The sequence below is a fragment of the Bradyrhizobium sp. NC92 genome, from assembly GCF_025200865.1.
Taxonomy (GTDB): domain Bacteria; phylum Pseudomonadota; class Alphaproteobacteria; order Rhizobiales; family Xanthobacteraceae; genus Bradyrhizobium.
Genome location: NZ_CP104171.1, coordinates 98,145 through 118,127, shown reverse-complemented (window position 1 = coordinate 118,127; position 19,983 = coordinate 98,145). Strand labels below are relative to the sequence as shown.

At 66.2% G+C, this 19,983-nt stretch carries 17 protein-coding genes and 1 tRNA gene; 11 read left to right on the top strand and 7 right to left on the bottom strand.

Features of this window, described 5'->3' with window-relative positions; translation table 11 throughout:
* Positions 1-267 precede the first annotated feature (267 nt).
* Complete coding sequence (locus tag N2602_RS00555) at positions 268-1,437, top strand: DNA topoisomerase IB (protein WP_260381435.1); 1,170 nt, start codon at positions 268-270, stop codon at positions 1,435-1,437.
* A gap of 113 nt (positions 1,438-1,550) precedes the next feature.
* Here N2602_RS00555 and N2602_RS00550 read toward each other — a convergent pair whose 3' ends face one another.
* The gene (locus tag N2602_RS00550; protein WP_172787875.1) at positions 1,551-2,006 is read right to left on the bottom strand and encodes an SRPBCC domain-containing protein; all 456 of its coding nucleotides are present in this window, start codon (positions 2,004-2,006) and stop codon (positions 1,551-1,553) included.
* 101 nt (positions 2,007-2,107) lie between these two features.
* Here N2602_RS00550 and N2602_RS00545 point away from each other — a divergent pair, with 101 nt between their 5' ends.
* A complete protein-coding gene (locus N2602_RS00545) occupies positions 2,108-3,187 on the top strand; it encodes an adenylate/guanylate cyclase domain-containing protein (protein ID WP_260383815.1) in 1,080 nt (359 codons plus the stop codon).
* A 115-nt stretch (positions 3,188-3,302) separates the two neighbouring features.
* Here the strand turns inward: N2602_RS00545 and N2602_RS00540 are convergent, their stop codons facing one another.
* The 3 genes from N2602_RS00540 to tsaD are packed head-to-tail and all read right to left on the bottom strand — an operon-like array spanning position 3,303 to position 5,769.
* Positions 3,303-3,716, bottom strand: a complete 414-nt coding sequence (locus N2602_RS00540) for an EVE domain-containing protein (RefSeq protein ID WP_260381434.1) — start codon at positions 3,714-3,716, stop codon at positions 3,303-3,305.
* A gap of 2 nt (positions 3,717-3,718) precedes the next feature.
* Positions 3,719-4,699 (bottom strand): NAD(P)H-dependent glycerol-3-phosphate dehydrogenase, encoded by a 981-nt coding sequence (locus N2602_RS00535; protein WP_260381433.1) that lies wholly within the window; start codon positions 4,697-4,699, stop codon positions 3,719-3,721.
* A gap of 2 nt (positions 4,700-4,701) precedes the next feature.
* A complete protein-coding gene (gene tsaD, locus N2602_RS00530) occupies positions 4,702-5,769 on the bottom strand; it encodes a tRNA (adenosine(37)-N6)-threonylcarbamoyltransferase complex transferase subunit TsaD (protein ID WP_260383814.1) in 1,068 nt (355 codons plus the stop codon).
* 157 nt (positions 5,770-5,926) lie between these two features.
* Between tsaD and N2602_RS00525 the strand changes: the two genes are divergently transcribed.
* The 4 genes from N2602_RS00525 (at position 5,927) to N2602_RS00510 (ending at position 10,004) form a co-directional block, all read left to right on the top strand.
* Positions 5,927-6,673, top strand: a complete 747-nt coding sequence (locus tag N2602_RS00525; protein ID WP_260381432.1) for a uroporphyrinogen-III synthase — start codon at positions 5,927-5,929, stop codon at positions 6,671-6,673.
* A 63-nt stretch (positions 6,674-6,736) separates the two neighbouring features.
* Positions 6,737-7,957 carry a COG4223 family protein gene (locus N2602_RS00520; protein ID WP_172787879.1) on the top strand — a complete coding sequence of 407 codons (1,221 nt, stop codon included), beginning with the start codon at positions 6,737-6,739 and terminating at the stop codon, positions 7,955-7,957.
* A gap of 36 nt (positions 7,958-7,993) precedes the next feature.
* Positions 7,994-9,829 carry a heme biosynthesis protein HemY gene (locus N2602_RS00515; RefSeq protein WP_260381431.1) on the top strand — a complete coding sequence of 612 codons (1,836 nt, stop codon included), beginning with the start codon at positions 7,994-7,996 and terminating at the stop codon, positions 9,827-9,829.
* A gap of 99 nt (positions 9,830-9,928) precedes the next feature.
* Positions 9,929-10,004 (top strand) — tRNA-Thr (locus tag N2602_RS00510).
* A gap of 259 nt (positions 10,005-10,263) precedes the next feature.
* Here N2602_RS00510 and N2602_RS00505 read toward each other — a convergent pair.
* Together N2602_RS00505 and N2602_RS00500 are read right to left on the bottom strand one after the other, a co-directional pair.
* Positions 10,264-11,469, bottom strand: coding sequence for an IS481 family transposase (locus N2602_RS00505; RefSeq protein WP_260379387.1), 1,206 nt, complete (start codon positions 11,467-11,469; stop codon positions 10,264-10,266).
* Positions 11,470-11,671: 202 nt separating this feature from the next.
* Positions 11,672-12,715, bottom strand: coding sequence for a polysaccharide deacetylase family protein (locus N2602_RS00500; protein WP_260381430.1), 1,044 nt, complete (start codon positions 12,713-12,715; stop codon positions 11,672-11,674).
* 252 nt (positions 12,716-12,967) lie between these two features.
* Here N2602_RS00500 and N2602_RS00495 point away from each other — a divergent pair, with 252 nt between their 5' ends.
* Positions 12,968-13,261 carry a hypothetical protein gene (locus N2602_RS00495; protein ID WP_172787882.1) on the top strand — a complete coding sequence of 98 codons (294 nt, stop codon included), beginning with the start codon at positions 12,968-12,970 and terminating at the stop codon, positions 13,259-13,261.
* A gap of 172 nt (positions 13,262-13,433) precedes the next feature.
* The gene (locus N2602_RS00490; protein ID WP_172787883.1) at positions 13,434-13,649 is read left to right on the top strand and encodes a cysteine rich repeat-containing protein; all 216 of its coding nucleotides are present in this window, start codon (positions 13,434-13,436) and stop codon (positions 13,647-13,649) included.
* A gap of 118 nt (positions 13,650-13,767) precedes the next feature.
* Here N2602_RS00490 and N2602_RS00485 read toward each other — a convergent pair whose 3' ends face one another.
* Positions 13,768-15,450 carry an MFS transporter gene (locus N2602_RS00485; RefSeq protein ID WP_260381429.1) on the bottom strand — a complete coding sequence of 561 codons (1,683 nt, stop codon included), beginning with the start codon at positions 15,448-15,450 and terminating at the stop codon, positions 13,768-13,770.
* A gap of 135 nt (positions 15,451-15,585) precedes the next feature.
* Between N2602_RS00485 and N2602_RS00480 the strand changes: the two genes are divergently transcribed.
* From N2602_RS00480 to N2602_RS00470, 3 genes are read left to right on the top strand one after another with little or no spacing between them, the layout of a single operon-like run.
* A complete protein-coding gene (locus N2602_RS00480) occupies positions 15,586-16,959 on the top strand; it encodes a hydrolase (protein ID WP_260381428.1) in 1,374 nt (457 codons plus the stop codon).
* A gap of 33 nt (positions 16,960-16,992) precedes the next feature.
* The gene (locus N2602_RS00475) at positions 16,993-18,363 is read left to right on the top strand and encodes a cytochrome P450 (RefSeq protein WP_260381427.1); all 1,371 of its coding nucleotides are present in this window, start codon (positions 16,993-16,995) and stop codon (positions 18,361-18,363) included.
* 50 nt (positions 18,364-18,413) lie between these two features.
* The gene (locus N2602_RS00470) at positions 18,414-19,823 is read left to right on the top strand and encodes an adenylate/guanylate cyclase domain-containing protein (protein ID WP_212260382.1); all 1,410 of its coding nucleotides are present in this window, start codon (positions 18,414-18,416) and stop codon (positions 19,821-19,823) included.
* Positions 19,824-19,983 lie beyond the last annotated feature (160 nt).

Below are 19,983 nucleotides of genomic sequence, written 5' to 3'. Positions count from 1 at the left end.
GAGGATCAAGGTCCGGAAGGCCCGCTGTCGCAAATCTGAAACAGGCCGACAGGCGCCTTTCGGCTCTTGACCCAGGCCGCCAGAAGGGACGCCGCAGAGCCCCTATGCGTCAGTCGGAGGTATTTAGGAACCGTTCCCCACTGATTCGGGACTCGCAATAGCGTTCGGAACACCCTAAATGGCCAACCCGGGTCCAAAGAGACCCTTCGGAACAAAAATCAGAACAGCGGCATTGATCGATAACAGACTGGGCTAAGGCATAAGACTATGATGGATCAGCAGAATCTCGGGACGATGCGGCCCGCTTCAGCCGATCCTGCAGCCATTGCCCTGGCCAAGGCCCTCGGACAATGGCCGAAACCGACCGGTTTCAGGCGCCCGAGCCCGAAGAAGACCTACGACACGGCGCCTGCGGCGACGGTCGAGGCCCTCGCCAAGGAGCTGGGCTTGCGGCTCGGCGACCAGAACGAGCTGACCATCCGCCGTATCAAGCGCGGCAAGGGCTATTCCTTCGTCCGTCCCAACGGCGCGCATATCCGCGACGCCCGCACCATCCGCCGGCTGCACGCCATGGCAGTGCCGCCGGCCTATCGCGAGGTGCGCTACTCCGCCGATCCGAACTCGCACCTGCAGGCGGTGGGCCGCGATGCCGCGGGCCGGCTGCAATATCGCTATCACGCCGATTGGGAGAAGGTCCGCGAGCAGCGCAAGGCGCATCGCCTGGCAAAGCTCGTCGGCGCGCTGCCGAAAATCCGGCGCAAGGTCTCGGCGTTCCTGTCCGGTGACGAGCCGACGCGCGAGTTCGCGCTCTCGGCCGTGATCGAGCTGATCGCGCGTACCGCGATCCGTCCCGGCAATGAATCCTACGCCCGCCTCAACGGCACCCGCGGCGCGACCACGCTGCTGAAGTCCAACGTCACGCTTGAAGACGATTGCTTCGTGCTGACCTTCAAGGCCAAGGGCGGCAAAGCGGTGCGCAAGGAGTGCGACGCCGCCAAGCTGGTGCGCGCCATCGGCATTTTGCAGAGCGTTCCCGGCAAGCGCATGTTCCAGTATCGCGATGCCTACGGCATCGTGCGCGCGGTCAACACCACCCAGGTGAACGCGCTTCTGCGCGAGATCGCCGGCATCAAGATTTCGCTGAAGGATTTCCGTACGCTGATGGCCTCCGCGGTCGTGGTGGAATCGCTGTCGCGGATCACGCCGGCGAGCAGCCAGCGCGGCCGCAAGAAGCAGGTGCTCGACGCGATCCGCGCCGCCGCCGACCAGCTCTCCAACACGCCGGCGATCTGCCGCAAGAGCTACGTCCACGACACCATCGTCACCGCCTTCGAGGAGGGCATCCTCGAGCGCTTCGCCGCGACCATGAAGGGCCAGCGCTCGCAGGCGAGGCGTGAACAGCTGCTAGCGCAGGTGGTGGCGACCGCAGCGGTGTAACGGCGCGCCGCACTCTCGTAGGGTGGGCAAAGCGAAGCGTGCCCACCATTTGCTCATGGTGAAAGGTGGTGGGCACGGCGCGAAGGGCGCGCCTTTGCCCACCCTACCGAGCGCTACTTCTTTTCTGACACACCCTTGTCCGGACCGGGATCGCCGCCCGCGGCTGCGATCGTGAGCCGCTCCAGATAGTGCGCCCATCCCGTCGCATGCGCGGCGGCCTGCGCTTCGTTCGGCAGGCCGCTATGGGTCATGCGCAGCAGCGTGCCGCCGTCCTGCTCGATCAGGTCGATCTCGATCAGGCTCGAGCCGGGCGGAACTTCCTGGCCGCCCTCCCAGCCGAACGTGTAGGCCAGACGATGCACCGGCACGACCTCGCGGAAGACACCGCGGGCGACACCGCCGCGCGGGCTGACGCCCTTGAGCAAATAGAGCCCGCCGGGATACGGCTCGGTGGTCGCATCTGAGCCCATCCAGCTCAGGATCTTTTCGGGGTCGGTGAGATAGGCGAAGACGGTGGCGCGCGGGGCCGCGATCTGGGTCTCGCGTCGCACTATGAACGGCTCGGGCATCGGCGATCATCCCTGGTCTGACGATGGGACATGGCGGCGGCCCGGCGCTCCGTCAAGGTTTGCCCGTGACAAAGACGGCCCGGCTTCGTCATCATCGGGCCATGCACCTCTCTTCGACCCTCGCCTGGCTCCTCGATGCCGCCTCGGATTGTCCCGGGGCCGACCGCCTGCTCGCGGAACTCGGCGCGCATCTGGTCGCCGACGGCGTGCCGCTCGCGGCAGGCGCCTTGACGCTGGCGGTGCCGCATCCCCTGATCGCGAAACGGACCTGGCTGTGGCGTGCCGATAGCGGCCAGGTGATCGAAGCGCTCGGCTTCGCGCCCGGCGGCCTCGCGCCCGATCCCCCCGACGACGCCGGCCGCCGCTGGCTGCGCGACAGCGCGCGCGGGCAGGTGCATGAAGATGTCGCCGGACGGTCCGATGGGCCGCTGCTCGGCTGGATCGGGCCGCGTCCGTTCACGGCGGATGAGATCGAGCAACTACGTCAGGCCGCGCGTTTCGCCGCGACGCCGCTTGCCGTGCTCGCCGCGCGCGCCACCTTGCGGGCGACGCTCGATGCTTACCTCGGCACGCGCAGCGCGGAGCGGGTGCTCGCGGCGCCTCTGCGCCGCGATCTCGGCGAGACCATCCAGGCAGCACTGCTCTATGCGGACCTGCGCAATTTCACGAGCCTGTCGGAGACCACACCGCCGGCCGACGTCATCGCGGCGCTCGACGCCTGGTTCGATCGCATCGCCGGCGCGGTTCACGCCTTCGGCGGCGAGGTGCTGAAATTCATCGGCGACGGCGTGCTGGCGATCTTTCCGGTGCTCGAGGCGTCGCCGCGCCGCGCCTGTGACGCTGCTCTGCGTGCTGCAGGCGCAGCCGAGGCCGGGATGGCGTATCTCAACAAGGAGCGCCGCGCGCAAGGATTGCCGCCGCTGTCGTTTGGCGCCGCGCTCCATCTCGGCGAGATGCTCTGGGGCAATATTGGCGCCGCCAACCGGCTCGACTTCACCGCGATCGGCCCCGCGGTCAATCTCGCCAGCCGCCTGGAGGGATTGTGCAAGCCGCTGGGCCGGACCGTGCTGGTCTCAGGCGCGGTCGCTGCAGAGACGGAGATGCCGCTGGTCGCGCTCGGGACGCATGAGCTCCGCGGCATTGCCGCGCCGTGCGAGGTGTTTGCGTTGCCAGATATGTAGGATGGGCAAAGGCGCGCTTTACGCGCGCCGTGCCCACCATTCCACCGCGAGCTTTCATCCTGAAGGGTGGGCACGCTGCGCTTTGCCCACCCTACAGATCCAGGGCTAGATACGACTAAATCCCACCCATCTTGCAGACGAGCTTCCATTCCTCCGCCGTCACCGGCTGCACCGAGAGGCGCGAATATTTCACCAGCGCCATGTCCGCGAGCTTCTTGTCGGCCTTGATTGCGGCCATCGTCACCGGCGTCTTCAGGGGCTTGTCGGCCTTGATGTCGACGCAGACGAATTTGCCGGTCTTGTCGGTCGGATCGGGATAGGCCTCCTTGATGATCTCGGCGATGCCGACGATCTCCTTGCCCTCGTTGGAATGATAGAAGAACGCCTTGTCGCCCTTCTTCATGTTCACGAGGTTCTGGCGTGCGGTGAAATTGCGCACGCCGGTCCAGGCTTCGCCTTTGGCGCCCTTTGCAACCTGCTGGTCCCAGGACCACACCGACGGTTCGGATTTCACGAGCCAGTACGCCATGCTTATTCCTCTGCCTTGAAGGGGCGCGTCATCAGCCCCGAGATCGCGGCATCGATCGTGCTCCGGCCGCTCAGGATGGATGCGACCGCCTCCGATACCGGCAACTCGATGTTTTGCGAAGCGGCGAGCTCGATCAGCACAGGGGCGGTGAACTCGCCCTCGGCGAGCTTGCCGGCGGGAGGCTGCTCGCCGCGCCCGAGCGCGAGGCCGAGGGCGAAGTTGCGCGATTGCGGGCTCGAGCAGGTCAGAATGAGATCACCGAGGCCAGAGAGGCCGGTGAGCGTCTCCCTGCGTGCGCCGAGCGCGCGGCCGAGGCGCGTCAGCTCGGCAAAGCCGCGGGTCGTGAGCGCCGCCTGCGCGGAGGCGCCGAGCTTGCGTCCGACCGCGATGCCGACCGCGATCGCCAGCACGTTCTTGGCGGCGCCGCCGATCTCGACGCCGCGGATGTCGGTGGAGTGATAGGGGCGGAATGTCGGCGAGCCCAGCGCCTGCACCAGGCTGCTGGCCAGCGCCTCATCGCTTGCCGCCAGGGTCACTGCCGTCGGCAGGCCACGTGCGACGTCGTCGGCAAAGCTCGGCCCCGACAGGATCGCCGGCTGCGCGTGCGGCGCGGCCTCGGCGATCACGTCGGTCATGAACTTGTGGGTGCCGTGCTCGATGCCCTTGGCGCAGGCGACGATCGGCATTGGCTTCGTGATGTGCGAGGCCAGCATGTTGACCGCGCCGCGCAAATGTTGCGCCGGTGTTGCGATCAGCAGCATGTCCGCACGCGCGGCAAGCGACAGATCGCTCGTGACGACGATCTCAGGCACGAGCTGGACGCCAGGCAGCCTTGGATTGTCACGCGTCGATGCGATCCGCGCGGCATGCTCGGCATTGCGTGCCCACAGCGTCACGTTTCGCCCGGCTCGCGCCGCCACCGTCGCCAGCGCCGTGCCCCAGGCGCCCGCGCCGATTACTGCGACGGATTGCGGCGCGGTCATCGCTAATATCCCGCCCGCGTCTTGCCGTAACCCGCGGGCGCCGTCGCGTTGGCGTCGAGCAGCCAGCGTGCGCGCGGCTGCGCGTCCATCGTGTCGGTCAGGCCGAGCGCGAGGCGCTCGGCGCCGGCCCAGCCGATCATGGCGCCGTTGTCGGTGCAAAGCGCGGGCGGCGGCATGATCAGCTGCGTCCCGGCCTGCCTTGCGACATCATCAAGGGCGCCGCGGATCGCCTGATTGGCGGCGACGCCGCCGGCGGCGACCAGCGCGCGCGGTGCGCCGAACTGCTCGCGGAAAAGCCTGAGGCCGACGCTCAGCCGGTCGGCCGTCGAATCCAGCACGGCGGCCTGGAAGCTCGCGCAGAGATCGCTGATGTCGTGCGGCGTGAGCTCGGTCAGCCGGCTCGCTTCGGTGCGCACCGCCGTCTTCAGTCCCGACAGCGAGAAATTGGCATCCGGGCGTCCCTGCATCGGCCGCGGAAACGCAAAGCGCGTGGCGTCGCCGCCTGCGGCCGCGCGCTCGACCTGCGGGCCGCCGGGATAGGGCAGGCCCAGCATCTTCGCGACCTTGTCGAAGGCCTCGCCGATGGCATCGTCGACCGTGGTGCCGAGCCGCACATATTGGCCGACGCCGGTGACCGCGACGATCTGGGTATGGCCGCCGGAGGCGAGAAACAGGCAATAGGGAAATTCGATACCGTCGGTGAGGCGCGGTGTCAGCGCATGCGCTTCGAGATGGTTCACGGCGACCAGCGGCGTGTCGTGCACCATCGCGATCGCCTTCGCGGTGGTGAGCCCGACGATGACGCCGCCGATCAGCCCGGGCCCCGCGGCCGCCGCGACGCCGTCGAGCTCAGCATAATCGATGCCGGCCTCGGCCATGGCACGGTCGATGATCCCGTCGAGCACGTCGACATGCGCGCGCGCGGCGATCTCCGGCACCACGCCGCCGAAACGGGCATGCTCCTCGATCTGCGACCGCACGATGTTGGACAGGATCTTGCCGCTGCCGTCGGCCGCGCGTTCGATCACGGCCGCAGCGGTCTCGTCGCAGGTGGTTTCGATGCCCAGCACCAGCATTGGCGAATTGTTATCCAATTTGCGCCCTTGCGCTCATCTGTAAAGCAGAGTTCTGGTACGTCCGGTAGCATCCCGGGGTCGGCTTGCGCAATCGTCACGCGCAGCCGTTCTGGTCAATGCGTCACCGCCAAATGGTCCGGGAACACCAGCGATGTCCATTCTCGTCACACGGCCGCATCCCGACAACGAGGCGACCGCGGACAATCTGCGCGCGCGCGGGCATGCGGTGCTGCTTGCGCCGGCGCTCAAGCTCGAGCCGGTCGCCTTCCAAGGCGAGAGTGACGTTTCTTACGATGCCGTTCTCGTCACCTCGGCCAACGCGATCCGCACCGTGGTGCTGCAATTGCCCGACCTCGGTCTATTGCAGCTGCCTTTGTTCGCGGTCGGCGAGCATACGGCTGCTGCGGCGCGCGAGGCCGGTTTTGCCGAGGTGATCGTCGCCGGCGGCGATGCCGCGTCCTTGCGTGACAAGGTGATGCAGAGCGCGCGCGACAAGGTGCTGAAGAAAAAGAGCGCGCTGCTGTATCTCGCCGGCGGGGATCTGTCGCGCGACCTCGGCGGCGAGCTCGGTGCGGAAGGTTTCCGCGTGGTGACGCGGACGACCTATCGCATGGCGCCGGTGAAGCATTTGCCGCGCGAGGTCTGCGAAGGCTTTGCCGCCCATGGGATCGAGGCGGTGCTGCACTACTCCCGGCGTAGCGCGCGTGCGTTCCTCGATGCGGCGCGGGACGAAGGTGTCGAAATTTCGGCGCTGGCGATTCCGCATTGCTGCCTGTCCGAGACCGTTGCGGGCGTGCTGCGCGAGGCCGGCGCGTCGCAGGTTCTGGTGGCCGCAACGCCGGACGAAACTGCCTTATTCGACTCCTTGGAGCGTGCGTTGCGCACCCGTTTGGCGTAAAGGTCGGGCCGAATCCGACGCAATCTGATCCACCCTGGTATGGAAGTGTGAGGAACCGTCACGATGGCCGACGATAAGCCTGAAGACGCTGGATTGGCGCCCGATCCGGGTCGTGCCAAGCGCACCCCGCCCACCATCGACCTCGAGGCGACGGAAGTCTCGACCCAGCCGCAGCAGGTCGCCGGCGAGCCCGAGCCGTCCGAGCATGTCGCGCAGGAGCAGGCCAGGGTGGAAGAGCCCGGCTCGGAAGAGCTCAAGGCCGAGCCTCAGCCCGAATCGGCAGAGCAGCAGGCGTCGGCGGCGGCGCTCGTATCGGCGCCGATCTCCCCCTGGGTCGTTGCACCGTTCTCCGGCGCGGTCGCAGCTGCGGTCGTGATCGCGGTCGGCTGGATGCTGGGCTGGCCGGCGGTACAAGCCCCGCCGGCCGCGCCGCAGGTCACCAATGCGACCGTCGATGCGCTGAGCGGACGCGTTGCCGCGGTCGAAGCCAAGGCCGCCAAGCCCGCGGCCGATCCGGCCCAAGTGACGCGAATCGATGCGTTGGAGAAAGCGGCGAGCGCCCTGCGCGGCGACATCGCCAATTTGCGCGCGCAGTTCGACAAGATGGAGAGCGCGCTGAACGATACGAAATCCGCGCCGCCGACTGCCGCGCCCGATCTTGCCGCGCTCGCCGACCGCATCGCTCAGCTCGAGCGCGCCAGCAAGACCGAGCGGGCCGAGCTCGCGCAGCAGGGCGAGAAGATCGCCGAGGCCAAGACGATGGACGACAAGCCGCTCCGTTATGTGGTGGCGGCGTCGCTGCTCGACGTTGCCGTTCGCCACGGCGATCCCTATCAATCGCAATTGGCCGCGGCGCGGTCGCTGACGGCCAAGCCCGACATGCTCAAGCCGCTCGAGGCGTTTGCATCGTCCGGCATCCCGACGTCGGCTGCGCTGAGCCGCGAGCTCCTCAACATCGTGCCGAAGCTGTCGCCGCCGGCTGAAGCTCCGTCGAGCGAGGCCGGCATTGTCGAGCGTCTCCAGGCCGGCGCCTCAAAGCTCGTGCGGATCGAGCGCACCGACGGCGTCGGCAACGATCGCGGCGCCATCGTGTCGCGCGTGACGGCGGCGGCGCTCCGCAGCGATTTCGCCGAGGCGCGGCGCGAGCTGAAGACGCTGCCCGTGGCAGATCGCGCCGCGGCACAGGCCTGGCTCGACAAGGCCGACGCCCGCGACGCCGCGCTCGCCGCGTCCCGCAAATTCGCCGACGATGCCATGGCGGATCTCGCCAAATCTACTCAATAAGATTCGCGCAACAATCGGCGCGTATAGGGATCGACCATGCTTCGCATCGTCCTCTTTCTCGTCTTGATCGCACTGGCGGCTGTCGGCGCGGCCTGGGTTGCCGACCAGCCCGGCGATCTCGTCCTGACCGCGGGCAGCTTCCGCATCTCGACGACGCTGCCGAGGTTCGTGTTCCTGCTCGGGCTCTTTGCCGCTTCCGTCGTGCTGGTCTGGAGCATCCTGACGATGGTCTGGCGCATGCCGGGGCGCTTGCGCCGCCGGCGTCATGACAAGCGCCATGCCCGCGGCCGTCACGCCATCACCCATGGCCTGCTCGCGATCGGCCATGGCGATCCCGCGCTCGCGCGGCGGCACGCCGAGGCGGCACGGCGGCATGCACCGAACGATCCGCTCGCGCTGCTGCTGCACGCGCAGTCGGCGCAGCTCGAAGGCAATCGCGACGAGGCGCAGCGCGTCTTCCGCGTCATGGCCGAGCGCGAGGATACGCGGCTGCTCGGCCTGCGCGGTCTATTCATCGAGGCGCAGCGCGCCGATGATGCGGTCGGCGCCGTGATGATCGCGGAGGAAGCGATCAAGCTGTCGCCGTCCGCGACCTGGGCCTCGCACGCGGTGCTCGGCTTCCGCTGCGCGCGCGGCGACTGGAGCGGCGCGCTCGCGATCCTCGATTCGAATCTCTCCGCGGGCCTGATCGACAAGCAGACCTATCGCCGGCAGCGCGGCGTGCTGCTCACCGCGCGTGCGCTGGAGCTGGAAACGATGGACCGCGACGTCGCGCGGGAGAGCGCGATGGAAGCGGTCAAGCTCGCCCCGACCCTGGTGCCGGCGGCCGTGCTCGCGGCAAAATTCGAGAGCGAGGCGCATCAGGTGCGCCGCGCCATGAAGATGGTGGAAGCCGCCTGGCTCGCCAATCCGCATCCCGATCTTGCGGAAGCCTATGCGCATGTGAAGCTCGGCGATACCGCATGGCACCGCTTGCAGCGGGTGGAGACTCTCGCCGCGAAGACCCCCGCCGACAAGCCCGGTTATGTCGAAGGGCAGCTCGCCATCGCGCGCGCTGCGATCGAGGCCTCGGAGTTCGCCCGCGCGCGCGAGGTGCTCGCGCCTTATCTCAAGGATCCGACCCAGCGCGTCGCGCTGCTGATGGCCGAGCTCGAGCGCACCGAGCATGGTGACGGCGGCCGAGCCCGCGCCTGGACCTTGCGCGCGGTGCGCGCCCGCCTCGATCCCGCCTGGACCGCGGACGGCTATGTCAGCGACCGCTGGCGTCCGGTCTCCCCGGTCACCGGCCGCCTCGATGCGTTCCAGTGGCAGACGCCGGTCGCGAGCCTGCCCTCGGACAGGGGCCCCACGCTCGAATCCTCCGCCTTCGAGGAAGCCATGCTGGCCGCTCCGCCGCCGAAGCGGGTGACTGCGGTTCCCAGCGAGGCCTCGGTGGAACCGCCGGAGGTGGCCCCGGTGCCGGCACCGGCCGCGCAGGACAATTCACCCCCTCCGGCCAAGGAGGCCGCGAAGGAGATTGTCAAGGAAGCTGCCAAGGAAGCTCCCAAGGAAACCGCGGAGCAAGCTGCGAAGGAAACTGCGGAGGTCGACGAGCCGGCCGTCACACCCGCTGAGCCGGCGAATCCGGCTCCGCCGCCCGCCGAATCATCGCCTCCGGCGGCAACGCCCGTCTTCCGGACCCGGGCCGACCTCAGTAAGCCCGCATCGGCGCCGATCCAGACCGTCATTCCGATCGTCCGTGCACCCGACGATCCCGGGATCGACGACGAGGGCCCAAGCGATGAATTTACGGAACAAATCGGCACGCCCAAAGCCCACGCAAAGGCCCAGGCGGGCGGCTGGCGCGGATTCTGGTCCCGCTGGGGCGCGTGAGCCGCATTTCGCCCCCGGCTTGTCCTTGCCAATTCGGGCCATGCCCGATATCAGGAGCGCGCGTATCGGGGCCGGCATTGCTTCGGTCCCGGCAGGTTCGCCGCAATAGCTCAGTCGGTAGAGCACGTCATTCGTAATGACGGGGTCGGGGGTTCGAATCCCTCTTGCGGCACCAGCGCCCGATTTGTCCAGCCCGGACACATAGGTAACAGAACGTACCTGAGACATGGGTGACAACCTCGTGCCGAACGGGTGTCGAGGGTTGCGGGGTCACTCCACGCACTCATGGCGCGGACCACTATTGCTCGGCCCGCACATTCGCCGTCAACCCCGCGCGCCAAGGGGCGCGCCCCTGCGGGCTTCGGGGGTTGACTGCTCAGTGCGGCCAAGCAAGTGGCTGCCATGCCAAGAATGAGCAAGAGTGCCTATCTCGGTCAGAGAGACGATGTCGTACCCGAGACATCGGTGACAGGCCTCGGACCAAACGGGTTGTCGAGGGGCTGCAAGGTCTTTTGCTCCAGGTCGAAGTATCCCAGGTCGTAGTGCATGAAGCTGACGAGCCAAATGCCGTCGTCGACTTCCTTGATACCGAGCTTCTGGCCGGCCAGCACGATGGAGATGTTGATTTTCTTGCGATGCAGGCAAAGGCGGCCGCAGGATGTGATGATGACGTCGCGATCGTGGAAGGGATAGGACAGTTCGGGCAGGCCATCGTAGTGGCGCGCTGAAGCGGTGTAGAGCTCGGCAGGGCACTTCATGTCGAGCGCCTCGTGGGGACGTTCCTCATTGAACTCGTGCAGGAAGCTGTCAAAGCGATCCTGCTGCTGGAGGCTGTTGAACCCAGGCGGTCTAGTCGCTTCCTTTTTGAGCGTGAGATGCATGCGCTCATGACGGCCGTTCTGTTGTGGATGGCCTGGCTTGATCCGCTCGATGGCAATGCCCAGCCGAAGCCACCACACCGACAGCTTGGAGAGATGGAACAAGGCGTTGGGGCTGGCAAAGGGCACGCCATTGTCGGAGCGGATGGCCAGCGGCAGACCGCGTTCGCGGAACAGCCGCTCGAAGGCGGTAATGGCAGGGTCTTCGCGCGTTGAGTCCAGCGCTTCACAGAGCAGCAGGAAGCGCGAGGCATGATCGCTGACGGTCAGTGGGTAACAGTACTGGCCATTGCCGAGCCTGAACTCGCCCTTGAAGTCGGCACACCACAGATCATTGGGAAGCGTGCCCTGCGACAGCGGCGTGCCGCGCGCGCGGTGGCGCGACCCGCCGCCGCGCTTGACTAGGCCATGGCGATCGAGCACCGCATGAATGGTGCTCTTGGCGGGAACCCTGACCTCGCCATCGAGCCGGCGCACCAGCAGTTCGCGGATCTTGCGGGCGCCCCAGTGCGGCTTCTCGCTCTTCAGCCGGACGATCAGGGTCTCGAGCTGCTGCGGGAGCTGGTTGGCATAGCGTATCGGCCGCCTGGAGCGGTCGCTCAACGCCTCCAGCCCGTGCTCCTTGTAGCGGTCGAAAATCTTGTAGCCGGTTTTGCGGGAGATGCCGAACTCCCGGCACACCTCGGTCATGGCTTCCCCATCTAGAAGCCGGGCGACAAATCGCAGGCGCTCTTCCATTACCGAACTCGCTTTCCACGGCATCCACACCTCCCGCAGAACAAAAGCGGAAAGTGTAACCCATGTGTCCGGTACGATTTGTCACCTATGTCTCGGGCCGCTCAATTCGGATCCCGCAATCTTGCTGTCATGCCTGGGCTTGGGCATCCACGTCTTCGCCTGATCCAGACACGCAAATGGCCGGGACAAGCCCGGCCATGACGCAAGAGTTTTGGAACGATCGCGCTTACTGCGACACCGTCTGCACCACGCTCGCGATCGGGCGGGTGTTCGTGCCCGCGGTCGGCACCTTCATGTCCTTCATCAGCGCCTCGTCATATTCAGGCAGCGTCTGAAGGCTCGCCTTAGCCTTCATCTGCACGACCTTGTAGCCGCCGGCCTTCAGCCGCGCGAGCAGCGTCGGCAGGGCGAGGCCCGTGTTCTTCTGGAAGTCGTGCATCAGGATGATGCCCTTGCCGAGCTTGTCCAGCCTCGTCATCACGGTCTCGACGATCTTCTCCGGCGTCGCGCCCTTCCTGAAGTCGAAGGAGTCGATTTCGGTTGAGAACATCGCGACGTTGCGGGTGCCGAAATAGCTCACCATCGCGGGATTGTGCTGCAGCTGCGGAAAGCGGAAGAACGGCGCCGGATTGGTGCCGAGCGCGAATTTCACCGCGCTGAAGCCCTTCTCGACCTCGTCCTTGACTTGGCTCTCGGTCAACTTCTTGCTGTTCAGATTGACATGCGACCAGGTGTGCGTGCCCACCGTGTGGCCCTGGGCCAGCACCTGCTTCAGGATCTCCGGATGGTAGGTCGCGTGCTTGCCGACCGAGAAGAACAGGCCCTTGGTGCATTCGTCCGCGAGCGCCTTCAGCACCGTAGGGGTGTTGACCGGCCACGGACCGTCGTCGAAGGTCAGCACGACCTCCTTCTCGGTCAGGAAGTCGAACTGCTTGAAATGCTCGAAGCCGAAGCCGGGGCCGCCCGTCGTGTCGATCTCGACGACGCGGGACACACCCATCGCGTTCGGATTGGCGCAGACCTGTTTCGGCTGCATCGGCATGACCGGCGCAGGTGCCGGAGCGGCTGGCTTGGCCGCGACGGTCGCGGTGGTCTCGACGTCGTCCTTCGCGGCGAGCTTCGCCTGTGCCGGCAATGGGTCGGCGACACGGGCGGCAACTGTCTTCGGAGCGCCTTGGTCGGCGCGCGTGGAATAATAAAACCAACCGCCGGCGGCGATCACGACCGCCGCAACTACACTGGCCAGCATCAGGCCCAACGCATTACGCATCGCTAATCTTTCCAATTACGCAACCAAACCGGCGGAATTTCCCGCGCGACGAGCCATTAATGCGAACCAAGAGTTAACGTGACACCAACACGACAGCGGTTGCGGTGGAATTTCAGTAGGGTGCGCCAAAGTGACCGAGATCACAGAGGGTGGGTCTCCCGTGACTGTCATCACAGTGGAAACGGTTTTGCCGGAGCATCGTAGCTCCCATCGATAACGGGCCCGCTGAGGCGGTGCCAATGGGAGCTTCAAATGACCAAGTCGTTTACCAGCAAGATCCGCGACACCAGCCTGGCCCTGGGCTTTGCCGCCATCGTCTCGATCGCTTCGACGAGCGCGAGCTTCGCCTTCACGGCTGAGGCGCAGCAGATGTGCACGGGCGATGCCTTCCGTCTCTGCTCGGCGGAGATCCCCAACATCCCGAAGATCACGGCGTGCATGATCAAGCATCGCTCGGACCTCAGCGCCGGCTGCCGCGCGGTGATGGACAAGGACCTCGCCAAGGGCGCCTCGCGCAAGGTCGCTGACGCCCGGGACAGCCAGTAAGAGCGCACGCAACAACGATCGTCGCGCTGGTCAGCTCCCCCTCGCGATGTGCCCCGGTGTCACGCCGGGGCCACGCGGTGGCTTGCCTCCTGCCCGGCAATAAAGCCGTTGCAGCCTCCGGATCGTCGCACTAGCTTCGCCCGCACTTTCTTCCGGGTAGAGGCATTACGCGATGACCAGATTTCTTTTCATTCTTCCTTTGCTCTTGTGCGCATCGGCAGCATCAGCGCAACAGCAGCCCGGCCATGATGCCTGCGCGCGCGATGTCAGCCGCTTCTGCCGCGCCGTGATGAACAATGGCGACGGCGCCGTGCTCGCCTGCCTGAAGCAGAACCGCACCCGGCTCAGCAAGGGCTGCGACAAGGTGCTGACGGATCACGGGCAGTAAACACATCCTCGTCATTCCGGGGCGCGCCGTAAGGCGCGAGCCCGGAATCCATTTCTCCACGCTCATGCTGCTCGATGGATTCCGGGTTCGCGCTTCGCGCGCCCCGGAATGACCAGAGTTACGTACTGCTCCCGGCCGCGACCACCGGCAGCACCTCGCTGTTGGCGCGGTCCGGCGTCTCGTCCTTCCAGCGCACCGAGCCGAATGGACGCTCCAGCATGCGGCGGATCCGCACCGGCTCGGGGCCGATGTGAAAATCGATCGCCTGCTGATGCAGCGCGCGTTCGGACTGGGTCGAACGGTTGCGCTGACGCAAATAGTCGAGCCAGGTCGGGCAGTGATAGCGCTCCGTCCACAGCTCGGGGTCGGCGATGTCGCGCGCGATCGACCAGCCATAGGCGCCGTTGCGCTGGCGGGAGAGCTGCACGTCCTGCATGACGTTGTGGAACGCGCGCGCATTCTCTTGCGCGACCCGGTACTCGATCTCGACCACCAGCGGCCCGCTGCGTCCGGTCAGCGACAGCTTCACCTCGGGATCGGCCAGCACGTCCGCATCCTCGTTGCGCGCGCCGACGCGCGGCATCGCGAGCCAGATGCCGAGCAGCGGCGAGACCAGCATCAGGCCTGCCGCGGTCAGCAGCGCCATCTCGACGCCGGCATAATCGGTGAGATGGCCCCAGCCCCAGGCGCCGATCGCGATGCCGCCGGAGATCGAGGCCTGGAACGCGGCGAGCGAGCGGCCCGCGACCCAGCGCGGCGCCGAGAGCTGCACGCCGATGTTGAACAGCGCGATCGCAGCCATCCAGACCGCGCCGGCCAGGACCAGCGCGGTTGCCGTCAGCACCGGCTCCGTGCTCAAAGCGAGGGCGGCCATGGCGAAGGCCATCGAGATGGTGCAGGCGCGGATCGCGGCCTCGCCGCTCATGCGCTTGCGCAATTCGTGGATATTGAGTGCGCCGATCACTGCGCCCATGCCGAAGGCGCCCAGCATGATGCCGTAGGTCTGTGCGCCGCCATGCAGGAGGTCGCGCGCGACCAGCGGCATCAGCGCCATCACCGCGCCGCCGATCAGGCCCATCACCAGCGTGCGCAACAGCACGATCTTGATCGGCGGCGAATTCGTAATGTAACGCACGCCCGAGACCATGGCGCGGTTGAGCTTTTCCCGCGGCAGGCGCGACGGCTCGTTGCTGCGGCGCCAGAGCAGCAGCACCACAAGCAGCGGCAGATAGAGAATCGCATTGCAGGCGAACGCGGCCACCGCGCCGAGTGCAGCGACGATGACGCCGCCGACCGCCGGACCGAAGCTGCGCGCGATGTTGTAGCTGATGCCGTTGAGCGCCACCGCGGACGCCAATGCCTCGGGCGGCACCTGTTCGCTGACCGAGGACTGCCAAGCCGGGCCGAACAGCGCATTGCCGCTGCCGACGACGAAGCAGAAGGCGAGCAGCAATTCGGGGGTGATCAGGTTGAAGCCGGCCAGCACGGTGAGCGCGCTCGCGCCGATCAACGCGACCGACAGCGAAATCACGCTGACGATGCGACGGTCATACATGTCGGCGATGGCGCCGGCGGGCATCGAGATCAGCATGATCGGCAGCATCAAGGCGGTCTGCACCAGGGCCACCTTGTCTGCCGAGGCCGCCATCTGCGTCATCGCCCAGGCCGCGCCCACGCCCTGGATCAGGAGGCCGAGATTGGAGAGCAGGCTGGCGAGCCAGATCCGCCGGAACACGGTGTACCGCAGGGGCGCAGTGATGCCGTCGGCGGCCATTTTCGGGCGGTTCGGCTGCTCGGTCATATCCCCTTCCATGTCGGATGGCAGAAGTGGCCGTGGTGATTCCGGCCAATTCAGTGATGCCCGCGAAAGTCCTTCGCTGTCCAGTGCTTAGGCCGCTATAAGCAGTGCAAAGAGGCGGGCTGCCGGGAGGAACAGATGAAGCTGTCGCGACGGACGATTTTGCAAGGGGCTGCGAGCGTGCCTTTCGCACTTGCGAGCTTGCGGACGGACGCGCTTGCCCAGACCGCGCCCGCCGCCGCGGCGGGCACCGAGCTGCCGCCGATTCTGTTCGTCCACGGCAATGGCGATTACGGCGCGCTCTGGATGACCACCTTGTGGCGGATGGAGTCGAATGGCGTCGCACGCGATCGCATGATGGCGATCAATTTCACCGACCCCCTGGCGCGCAACGACGACAAGGTCGAGCAGGCGGGCCGCTCCTCGACCGAGGACCAGCGCCGTGAGCTTGCTGCCGCCATCGCTGAACTGAAGCGCCGCACCGGCGCGCCTCGCGTGGCGCTGGTCGGCAGCTCGCGCGGCGGCAACGCCATCCGCAACGTCATCAGGAACGGCGGCGCCGGCGATGTCAGCCATGCCGTGCTGTGCGGCACGCCCAATCACGGCGTGTTCGCGACCGACGACCAGCCCAACAACGAGTTCAACGGCCGCGGCACGTTCCTGCGCAGCCTGAACGAGGGCGAGAGCGAGGTGACGCCGGGCGTTGCTTTCCTCACGCTGCGCAGCGATGGCATGGACAAATATGCGCAGAGCGACGGCCGCTTCATCGGCAAGCCCGGCACGCCGACCAATGTCACGGCCGAAGGGCCGGAGCTGAAGGGCGCCACCAATCTCGTGCTCGGCGCGCTCGACCATCGCGAGGTGGCTTTTCACCCGCGCGCGTTCCGGGAGATCTACAAGTTCATCGCCGGCCGTGAGCCTGCGCGCATCGCGATCGCGCCGGAGGCCAGTGTGACATTGAGCGGCCTGGTCACCGGCACGCCGGGCGGCGCGCCGACCAATCGCCCGGTCGCGGGTGCAACCGTCGATGTCTTCCGTGTCGATCCTGATACCGGTGAGCGCAAAGCCGGTGTGCTGCACAGCTCGAAGACGGGCTCCGATGGCCGCTGGGGGCCGGCGCAGGTCGATCCCGCCTGGTCGCTCGAATTCGTGCTGACCTCGCCGGATGCGCCGACGACGCACATTTATCGCTCGCCCTTCCCGCGCTCGTCCGAGGTCGTGCATCTGCGGCCTGCGCGCCCGCTCGGGCCGGCCGACAAGGACGCCGGCGCCGTCGTGATCATGTCGCGTCCGCGCGGCTATTTCGGCCTGCCGCGCGACGTGGTGCTGCTTGACGGCAAGGAGCCGGCCGACGTCAAGCCGGGCGTGCCCACGGATGCGGCAGCAACCCTGCGGCTTCCCGCCAGCGAGGTTGGACGTAACATCGTCGCCCAATTCGGCGAAGAACGAATTGTGGCACGCGCCTGGCCTGCGTCCGAGAACCGGATTGCCATTGCCGAGCTGACTTACTAGCTATTTACCTGTCCCACCCTGCGGGAGAGAGCCATGAATATCGCCAGCGTGCGTCGGCCCATCATCCCTCCGGCTCCCCCGCGTGCGCCCGACGATATGTCGTTCTTCGGCCGGCTCGCGGTTATCCGGCAGAACATGATCGCGACCTGGGGGCAGCGCGCCTATGAGGAAGAGGTCATCCCGGGCCGCTTCTTCTTCCGCAACAGCTTCATCCTGAACCAGCCGGACGCGATCCGGCACGTCCTGCTCAGCAATTACGAGAACTACACGCGCACGCCGGCCGGCATCCGTATGCTGCGCCCCGTGCTCGGCGACGGCCTTCTGATCGCGGAAGGTCATTCCTGGACGTTCCAGCGCCGCACACTCGCGCCGGCCTTCACGCCGCGCGCGACCGCGAACCTCGTTCCGCATATGACGGCGGTGCTCGACGAGACCATCGCCAGGCTGGACGGGAAAACCGGGGAGCCGGTCGATCTGCGCCAAATCATGCAGCGTATGACGCTCGAGATCGCCGGGCGCACGATGTTCTCGTTCGGCATGGACCAGCACGGCGCGACGCTGCGCGACTTCATCATCGAATATGCCGCGCGGTTGGGACGTCCCTATTTCCTCGACATGGTGCTGCCGGTGTCCTGGCCGAGCCCGATGGATTTTGCCCGCGCCCGTTTCCGCAAGCGCTGGACCGAGTTCGTGGCCATGCTGATCGCCGAGCGGCGTAAGGCCGGCAAGAAGGACGGCGCGCCACCGCGCGACCTGTTCGATCTCATGGACGAGGCACGCGATCCCGAAACGGGCAAGGGCTTCTCGGACGAGCAGCTCGTCGACGAGGTCGCGACCATGATCCTCGCCGGCCACGAGACCACGGCAACGGCGCTGTTCTGGGCGCTCTACCTGCTCGCGCTCGATCCTGAAACGCAGGAGGAGGTGGCGTCCGAGACCCGCGGCGAGCATCTCGACAGCACGGCCGACATCGATCGCCAGAAATTCACCCGCGCGGTGATCGACGAGACGATGCGGCTCTATCCGCCGGCCTTCCTGGTCGCGCGTGCCGCGCGCGACAAGGACAACGCGGCGGGCGTCGAGATCGGCAAGGGCGACATCATCATGATCGCGCCCTGGCTGTTGCACCGGCACGAGAAGCTGTGGGATCAGCCGAACGCCTTCATTCCAAAGCGCTTCATGTCGAAGGAGGCACCGGACCGTTTTGCTTACCTGCCGTTCGGCGCGGGTCCGCGCGTCTGCATCGGCGCGCCGTTCGCCCAGGCCGAATCCGTGCTGGCGCTGGCGCGGTTGATCGGCGCATTCCGTGTCGAGCTCGCCGACGCCGCGACCGCCGTGATCCCGCTTGGCGTCGTCACCACCCAGCCGGACCACTCACCCATGTTCCGCATCACGCGTCGGTGACAGGCGCGCGTCTGGCCGTTGGCGTGGCCCACCCTAGATAGAGTTTCGCCATGAGCGACATCCAGGCCCAGTTCTCCGTTCTGAAGCAGACCGCCGATCCAGAGGTGGTCGATGCGATCGCGCAGCTGATCGCCAATGGTGATGATCGCGATCTCAACCGTATCAATGTGCTCGATTTTGCCGATCGTACCGGGCTCGATCAGGAGAAGGTCATTTCCGGATTCCTCCATGCCTCACGGCTCGGCCTGTTTGACATGAGCTGGAACGTGCTGTGTCCGGGCTGCGGTGGTGTCTTGGGCGCGCATGCAACGTTGAAATCGCTGAAGCACGAGGACTACAACTGCGCTCTCTGTGCGGCCGGATACGAGGCGTCCGTCGACGAGATGGTCGAAGTCGCCTTCACCGTCAGTCCGCGGGTCCGCCGCATCGGGGCTCACGATCCCGACACGCTGCCGATCTGGGAATATGTGCGACAGATGTTCTGGAGCTCGGGTGTCGACATCAACGAGGAATCGTTTTCACGCCTGATCAACGAAGTGACGCTTGAAGCGCTCGAATTGCCTGCGGGAGAAAAGGCGATCCTCTCGCTGAACCTGCCCAGCCAGTTCATCATCGTTTTCGAGCCGGTCACCCATTCCGCCCACTTCCTGGATGTCCAGGGTGAGCCGACCAGCGAACGCCAGCAGCTTTCGATCATGTTCAACAAGCTGGAGGCGCCCACGGGGACCACCGTGATGCGTCCCGGACCGCTGCGTCTCACGCTCGAGAACCAATCAGGCAATCGCGTGTTGCCGTCGGTCTGGATTGCCGCCGACGCGTTGCATGAGATGATCGGCAAGCGCAAGCCGATCCTGACCGCCAAGAGGATGCTTTCCAATCAGACCTTCCGTGACGTCTTCAAGGCCGACAATCTCAACGTCGACCAGCGGCTGAAGATCACGTCCCTGACGTTCCTGTTCACCGACCTAAAGGGCTCGACGGCCTTGTACGAGCGCGTCGGCGATCTCAGTGCCTTCGATCTCGTGCGAGCGCATTTCCGGGCGCTGCTGGAGATCATCGCGGCCGAGAAGGGCGCGGTGGTGAAGACGATCGGCGATGCCGTCATGGCGACCTTCGTCAGGCCCGAGCACGCCATCACCGCGGGACTGCACATGCGTGCAGCCATGGACGAATTGAACAAGCAACGCGGCGCCAACGATCTCATTCTCAAGATCGGCATCCATGAAGGCCCCTGCCTTGCGGTGATGCTCAACGAGCGGCAGGATTATTTCGGCCAGACCGTCAACATCGCCGCCCGCGTGCAGAGCCTGTCCACCGCGCAGGAGATCCACATCACCGGCCCGGTGCTCGACGTGCCGGCGGTTGCCGAAATCCTTCAACAGCGCGAGATCAAGCCGATTCAGAAACAGGCCGCGCTCCGCGGCATCGCCGACAAGATGGTGGTGTACGAGATACCGTGAGACCAGCGGAATTTGCCACCATCTCCGTCATTGCGAGGAGCTCGCGACAAAATTGCGAAGCAATTTTGCGCTGATGCGACGAAGCAATCCAGGCTGTCTCCGCGGAAAGAGTTCTGGATTGCTTCGCTGCGCTCGCAATGACGGTGCTGAGGCAGATGGG

Excerpts from the sequence above, each read along its gene's own strand:
- N2602_RS00480 (WP_260381428.1), top strand. The coding sequence starts at position 15,586 with ATGAAGCTGTCGCGACGGACGATTTTGCAAGGGGCTGCGAGCGTGCCT.
- N2602_RS00500 (WP_260381430.1), bottom strand. The coding sequence starts at position 12,715 with ATGCGTAATGCGTTGGGCCTGATGCTGGCCAGTGTAGTTGCGGCGGTC.
- N2602_RS00555 (WP_260381435.1), top strand. The coding sequence starts at position 268 with ATGATGGATCAGCAGAATCTCGGGACGATGCGGCCCGCTTCAGCCGAT.
- N2602_RS00505 (WP_260379387.1), bottom strand. The coding sequence starts at position 11,469 with ATGCCGTGGAAAGCGAGTTCGGTAATGGAAGAGCGCCTGCGATTTGTC.
- N2602_RS00525 (WP_260381432.1), top strand. The coding sequence starts at position 5,927 with ATGTCCATTCTCGTCACACGGCCGCATCCCGACAACGAGGCGACCGCG.
- N2602_RS00520 (WP_172787879.1), top strand. The coding sequence starts at position 6,737 with ATGGCCGACGATAAGCCTGAAGACGCTGGATTGGCGCCCGATCCGGGT.
- N2602_RS00540 (WP_260381434.1), bottom strand. The coding sequence starts at position 3,716 with ATGGCGTACTGGCTCGTGAAATCCGAACCGTCGGTGTGGTCCTGGGAC.
- N2602_RS00485 (WP_260381429.1), bottom strand. The coding sequence starts at position 15,450 with ATGACCGAGCAGCCGAACCGCCCGAAAATGGCCGCCGACGGCATCACT.
- N2602_RS00495 (WP_172787882.1), top strand. The coding sequence starts at position 12,968 with ATGACCAAGTCGTTTACCAGCAAGATCCGCGACACCAGCCTGGCCCTG.
- N2602_RS00545 (WP_260383815.1), top strand. The coding sequence starts at position 2,108 with ATGCACCTCTCTTCGACCCTCGCCTGGCTCCTCGATGCCGCCTCGGAT.
- N2602_RS00535 (WP_260381433.1), bottom strand. The coding sequence starts at position 4,699 with ATGACCGCGCCGCAATCCGTCGCAGTAATCGGCGCGGGCGCCTGGGGC.
- N2602_RS00490 (WP_172787883.1), top strand. The coding sequence starts at position 13,434 with ATGACCAGATTTCTTTTCATTCTTCCTTTGCTCTTGTGCGCATCGGCA.
- N2602_RS00470 (WP_212260382.1), top strand. The coding sequence starts at position 18,414 with ATGAGCGACATCCAGGCCCAGTTCTCCGTTCTGAAGCAGACCGCCGAT.
- N2602_RS00475 (WP_260381427.1), top strand. The coding sequence starts at position 16,993 with ATGAATATCGCCAGCGTGCGTCGGCCCATCATCCCTCCGGCTCCCCCG.
- N2602_RS00550 (WP_172787875.1), bottom strand. The coding sequence starts at position 2,006 with ATGCCCGAGCCGTTCATAGTGCGACGCGAGACCCAGATCGCGGCCCCG.
- N2602_RS00515 (WP_260381431.1), top strand. The coding sequence starts at position 7,994 with ATGCTTCGCATCGTCCTCTTTCTCGTCTTGATCGCACTGGCGGCTGTC.